This is a genomic window from Escherichia sp. Lx600-2, assembly GCF_036662595.1.
Taxonomy (GTDB): Bacteria; Pseudomonadota; Gammaproteobacteria; order Enterobacterales; family Enterobacteriaceae; genus Escherichia; species Escherichia coli.
Genome location: NZ_JAYQWM010000152.1, coordinates 1 through 5,193 on the forward strand (window position 1 = coordinate 1; position 5,193 = coordinate 5,193).

6 protein-coding genes and 4 pseudogenes are annotated in these 5,193 nt (G+C 48.7%); 7 read left to right on the top strand and 3 right to left on the bottom strand.

Going from position 1 to position 5,193, the window contains the following annotated elements; all coding sequences use genetic code 11:
- Both OQV04_RS25310 and OQV04_RS23435 read left to right on the top strand, forming a co-directional pair.
- The coding region (locus OQV04_RS25310) for an IS1 family transposase (RefSeq protein WP_071528444.1) at positions 1-60 on the top strand (60 nt) is incomplete at its 5' end.
- 16 nt (positions 61-76) lie between these two features.
- Positions 77-1,063, top strand: a pseudogene (locus OQV04_RS23435) (MFS transporter); the annotation flags it as partial.
- A gap of 74 nt (positions 1,064-1,137) precedes the next feature.
- Here the strand turns inward: OQV04_RS23435 and OQV04_RS23440 are convergent.
- Positions 1,138-1,260: pseudogene (locus OQV04_RS23440) on the bottom strand (DeoR family transcriptional regulator); the annotation flags it as partial.
- Positions 1,248-1,526 (bottom strand): annotated as a pseudogene (locus OQV04_RS23445) (PfkB family carbohydrate kinase); the annotation flags it as partial. The pseudogenes OQV04_RS23445 and OQV04_RS23440, both read right to left, overlap by 13 nt.
- A gap of 186 nt (positions 1,527-1,712) precedes the next feature.
- On the opposite strand from OQV04_RS23445, the gene yihX reads away from it, so the two are divergent.
- The 5 genes and pseudogenes from yihX to OQV04_RS25315 all read left to right on the top strand — a co-directional run.
- Positions 1,713-2,312, top strand: coding sequence for a glucose-1-phosphatase (gene yihX, locus OQV04_RS23450; protein ID WP_032281925.1), 600 nt, complete (start codon positions 1,713-1,715; stop codon positions 2,310-2,312).
- Positions 2,306-3,178 (top strand): virulence factor BrkB family protein, encoded by an 873-nt coding sequence (locus tag OQV04_RS23455; RefSeq protein ID WP_000920762.1) that lies wholly within the window; start codon positions 2,306-2,308, stop codon positions 3,176-3,178. Before yihX ends, OQV04_RS23455 begins: the two co-directional genes overlap by 7 nt.
- The gene (gene dtd, locus OQV04_RS23460; RefSeq protein WP_032281927.1) at positions 3,175-3,612 is read left to right on the top strand and encodes a D-aminoacyl-tRNA deacylase; all 438 of its coding nucleotides are present in this window, start codon (positions 3,175-3,177) and stop codon (positions 3,610-3,612) included. The genes OQV04_RS23455 and dtd overlap by 4 nt, the downstream gene beginning before the upstream one ends.
- Positions 3,613-3,656: 44 nt before the next feature.
- Entirely contained in the window at positions 3,657-4,598 is a 942-nt protein-coding gene (fabY, locus tag OQV04_RS23465; RefSeq protein ID WP_001343389.1) for a fatty acid biosynthesis protein FabY, read from the top strand.
- Positions 4,599-5,007: 409 nt separating this feature from the next.
- Positions 5,008-5,118 (top strand): annotated as a pseudogene (locus tag OQV04_RS25315) (hypothetical protein); the annotation flags it as partial.
- A gap of 15 nt (positions 5,119-5,133) precedes the next feature.
- Here OQV04_RS25315 and OQV04_RS25320 read toward each other — a convergent pair.
- Positions 5,134-5,190 carry an IS1 family transposase gene (locus OQV04_RS25320; protein WP_003032489.1) on the bottom strand — a complete coding sequence of 19 codons (57 nt, stop codon included), beginning with the start codon at positions 5,188-5,190 and terminating at the stop codon, positions 5,134-5,136.
- Positions 5,191-5,193: the final 3 nt, after the last annotated feature.

Sequence of the window (5,193 nt, forward strand, 5' to 3'; positions counted from 1 at the left end):
TCGGTGGAGCTGCATGACAAAGTCATCGGGCATTATCTGAACATAAAACACTATCAATAAGTTGGAGTCATTACCGCCGGGGTATTGGGGCATCCTCTTTGTCTGGGCGCTATTTGGCGTTACTTGCGACATGATGAACTGGCCGGTCTTACTCAAGTCGGTAAGTCGATTGGGCAATAGCGAACAACAAGGTCGGTTGTTTGGCTTCTTCGAAACAGGGCGTGGCATTGTCGATACCGTGGTGGCATTTTCTGCGTTGGCAGTATTTACCTGGTTTGGCAGTGGCTTATTGGGTTTTAAAGCAGGCATCTGGTTCTATTCCCTTATTGTGATTGCCGTAGGCATTATTATTTTCTTTGTCCTGAATGACAAAGAAGAGGCACCGTCCGTTGAGGTGAAAAAAGAAGACGGAGCATCGCAAAACACCAGTATGACCTCGGTGCTGAAAGACAAAACTATCTGGCTTATCGCTTTCAACGTCTTCTTCGTTTACGCGGTTTACTGTGGCCTGACATTCTTCATTCCATTCCTGAAAAACATCTATCTATTGCCCGTTGCGCTGGTGGGGGCTTACGGCATCATTAACCAATACTGTCTGAAAATGATTGGTGGACCGATTGGTGGCATGATTTCAGATAAGATCCTGAAATCGCCGAGTAAATATCTATGCTACACCTTTATCATCAGTACCGCTGCGCTCGTACTGTTGATTATGCTGCCGCACGAAAGTATGCCGGTCTATTTAGGGATGGCATGTACGCTGGGCTTTGGCGCGATAGTCTTTACACAGCGAGCCGTATTTTTTGCACCTATCGGCGAAGCAAAAATTGCTGAAAATAAAACAGGCGCGGCGATGGCGTTGGGTAGCTTTATTGGTTACGCCCCGGCGATGTTCTGCTTTAGTCTGTATGGCTACATTCTGGATTTAAATCCGGGGATTATTGGCTACAAAATCGTGTTTGGCATTATGGCCTGCTTCGCATTCTGTGGTGCGGTGGTTTCCGTAATGCTGGTTAAGCGTATTAGCCAACGTAAGAAAGAGATGCTGGCGGCTGAAGCTTAATTAATGGCCGGATGTGCTTAATCCGGCCAAAAAAAATCCGCTGAATCCCCAGCGGATTTTTCGAAGTTTCAATTTCAGGATACTTCTTGCTCGGCAACTACCAGTTCAACATTCTCTTCACTTAACAACTGGCAGAAAGAATTGGGAGGCGGGGCATCAGTAAAAAAAGCCCTGACATTCCGTGCATTGCCAACGCTACCGCGCCGTGAAAAACATCGCCTGCTCCAGTCGTATCAACCACATTGACAGAAAATGCATCCTGTTGACACAAATGATCATCTTTAATCCACAATGAATCTTCAGAACCCAGCGTGACATACACTTTACCCGCAGTTTGTGTCGTTGCCTGGTACAAACCTTCTTCAGGTGACTGCAGGCCAGTCATGCGTTTCCGCCCTGGCGTTGAGAACACGGCGTGATCAGTAAGCGCGACAAGTGGATAAATATCCTGCGGTGTCATATCGTCGCTGGTTATCGAAACTCGTTGGCAATTTACACCTGAATCTTAACCATTCATCTATTGCGAAAAAGCCAGTGAAATTACTCTGCTTTTTCGCAATCAGCATCACAAGATTACCCTTATTGCCACATAGCCAAACCCATCCTTTCCCGCTACAGTTAATTTCTTGTGGCGCGAAAGGAGGCAAAAATGCTCTATATCTTTGATTTAGGTAATGTGATTGTCGATATCGACTTTAACCGTGTGCTGGGAGCCTGGAGCGATTTAACGCGTATTCCGCTGGCTACGCTTAAGAAGAGTTTTCATATGGGGGAGGCGTTTCATCAGCATGAGCGCGGGGAAATTAGCGACGAAGCGTTCGCAGAGGCGCTGTGTCATGAGATGGCTCTACCGCTAAGCTACGAGCAGTTCTCTCACGGCTGGCAGGCGGTGTTTGTTGCGCTGCGCCCGGAAGTGATCGCCATCATGCATAAACTGCGTGAGCAGGGGCATCGCGTGGTGGTGCTTTCCAATACCAACCGCCTGCATACCACCTTCTGGCCGGAAGAATACCCGGAAATTCGTGATGCTGCTGACCATATCTATCTGTCGCAAGATCTGGGGATGCGCAAACCTGAAGCACGAATTTACCAGCATGTTTTGCAGGCAGAAGGTTTTTCACCCAGCGATACGGTCTTTTTCGACGATAACGCCGATAATATAGAAGGAGCTAATCATCTAGGCATTACCAGTATTCTGGTGAAAGATAAAACCACCATCCCGGACTATTTCGCGAAGGTGTTATGCTAAAAACCATTCAGGACAAAGCCAGGCACCGTACCCGTCCGCTATGGGCCTGGCTGAAACTACTCTGGCAACGCATTGATGAGGACAATATGACAACCCTGGCAGGTAACCTTGCCTATGTGTCGTTGCTCTCATTAGTGCCGCTGGTTGCCGTTGTTTTTGCGCTTTTCGCCGCTTTTCCCATGTTTTCCGACGTCAGCATTCAGTTGCGTCACTTTATTTTTGCCAACTTTCTGCCTGCTACTGGCGATGTTATTCAGCGGTATATCGAACAATTTGTTGCCAATTCCAACAAGATGACCGCCGTTGGCGCGTGCGGGCTGATCGTCACCGCGTTATTGTTGATGTACTCCATCGATAGCGCGTTGAATACCATCTGGCGCAGTAAACGAGCGCGACCAAAAATTTACTCGTTTGCCGTGTACTGGATGATTTTAACGCTGGGGCCGCTGCTGGCAGGGGCCAGTCTGGCGATCAGTTCCTATTTGCTCTCCCTACGCTGGGCGAGCGATCTCAATACTGTCATCGACAACGTGCTGCGTATTTTTCCGCTGCTGTTGTCGTGGATCTCCTTCTGGTTGCTGTACAGCATTGTTCCAACCATCCGCGTACCTAACCGCGACGCGATTGTCGGCGCGTTTGTCGCAGCACTCCTGTTCGAAGCAGGAAAGAAAGGTTTCGCGCTTTATATCACCATGTTCCCGTCATATCAGCTCATTTACGGCGTGCTGGCGGTGATCCCCATTCTCTTTGTTTGGGTCTACTGGACATGGTGTATCGTCTTGCTTGGCGCGGAAATTACTGTCACTCTCGGGGAATACCGCAAACTAAAACAAGCTGCTGAACAAGAAGAAGACGACGAACCATGATTGCATTAATTCAACGCGTAACCCGTGCCAGCGTCACCGTGGAGGGAAAAGTGACGGGCGAAATTGGTGCGGGACTTTTGGTGTTATTGGGTGTCGAAAAGGATGACGACGAACAGAAAGCAAACCGTCTGTGCGAGCGTGTGCTCGGCTACCGCATCTTTAGCGATGCCGAAGGCAAGATGAATCTCAACGTGCAACAGGCGGGCGGCAGTGTGCTGGTGGTTTCCCAGTTTACCCTCGCCGCAGATACCGAACGGGGGATGCGCCCAAGTTTCTCCAAAGGCGCATCACCGGATCGCGCAGAGGCGTTATATGACTATTTCGTCGAACGCTGCCGTCAGCAAGAGATGAACACGCAAACAGGACGCTTCGCTGCGGATATGCAGGTATCGCTGGTCAATGATGGCCCCGTGACATTCTGGTTGCAGGTATGAGCCAGCTTCCAGGGTTGTCACGGGAAACAAGAGAGAGTATCGCTATGTATCACCTTCGGGTTCCACAAACAGAAGAAGAATTAGAGCGTTACTATCAGTTTCGCTGGGAAATGTTGCGTAAGCCCCTGCATCAACCAAAAGGTTCGGAACGCGACGCGTGGGATGCGATGGCGCATCACCAGATGGTCGTCGACGAGCAGGGTAATCTGGTGGCGGTAGGCCGACTGTATATTAATGCCGACAATGAAGCGTCCATTCGCTTTATGGCCGTTCATCCCGACGTGCAGGACAAAGGGTTAGGCACGCTGATGGCGATGACCCTGGAGTCGGTGGCGCGTCAGGAAGGCGTTAAGCGCGTGACCTGTAGCGCCCGTGAAGACGCGGTGGAGTTTTTCGCCAAGCTGGGATTCATTAATCAGGGGGAGATCACCACCCCAACTACCACGCCGATTCGCCATTTTTTGATGATTAAACCCGTTGCCACTCTGGATGACATTCTGCATCGCGGTGACTGGTGCGCGCAGCTGCAACAGGCGTGGTACGAACATATCCCGTTAAGCGAAAAAATGGGCGTGCGCATTCAGCAATATACCGGGCAAAAATTTATCACTACCATGCCAGAAACCGGCAATCAGAATCCGCACCATACGCTGTTTGCCGGGAGTTTATTCTCACTGGCGACGCTCACCGGTTGGGGGCTTATCTGGCTGATGCTGCGTGAACGCCACCTCGGCGGAACGATTATTCTGGCGGATGCGCATATCCGCTACAGCAAACCGATTAGCGGTAAACCCCATGCGGTAGCCGACCTTGGTGCCTTAAGCGGCGATCTCGACCGTCTGGCGCGCGGACGAAAAGCACGGGTGCAGATGCAGGTCGAAATCTTTGGCGACGAGACGCCGGGTGCAGTGTTTGAAGGCACGTATATCGTTCTGCCCGCGAAGCCATTTGGCCCGTATGAAGAGGGCGGGAACGAAGAAGAGTAGCTGATGGAGAGGGGCGGTGCTGCCTCTCTCATTCAGGTCATTTATATTAGTCCTTGGCTATTTCGGTTATATTGAATAAGAACTCTATAAATTTTTATTCTTCGTTGGCTCCATACGTGTCTTGCTACATCACTGTTCAGGAGCATTTAAATATTATTTGTAGAGCTGTATGGCAATTATCGCAGATAATGCTTAATTCATCATCTTAGTTCATGTTTGAGCGATTTTTGATAGTCAAAACCCCCTCTGGTGCCATACTTTTCTCATAAATATTTTTAAAATCTATAGCTAACAAATATTATGCAAAGATAATGGGCTGGCATCATTGTCAGTATCATTCATTTACTGCTCTGGATGTTATAAATAATTATGTTGTATGTTTGCTCTTAACTGTGGAAAGGAGGCTGTAATGGTTGCCAATATTAATCTCATTCAACAAGAAAGTTATTCTGTTGTTAATTTAGAAAAACAACTAATGAGTAATGAATCACCGAAGCAAACGCTATTAAATGATTTTTCAGGTAATGACTCCAACTTATTGATAGTGTTTTATGTTCAGATAATGCCCGATGACTTTGTCATGCAGCTCCACCGA

What these genes read in the sequence shown, in the direction of transcription:
- yihX (WP_032281925.1), top strand. Translation starts at nt 1,713, where the DNA reads ATGCTCTATATCTTTGATTTAGGTAATGTGATTGTCGATATCGACTTT.
- OQV04_RS23455 (WP_000920762.1), top strand. Translation starts at nt 2,306, where the DNA reads ATGCTAAAAACCATTCAGGACAAAGCCAGGCACCGTACCCGTCCGCTA.
- dtd (WP_032281927.1), top strand. Translation starts at nt 3,175, where the DNA reads ATGATTGCATTAATTCAACGCGTAACCCGTGCCAGCGTCACCGTGGAG.
- fabY (WP_001343389.1), top strand. Translation starts at nt 3,657, where the DNA reads ATGTATCACCTTCGGGTTCCACAAACAGAAGAAGAATTAGAGCGTTAC.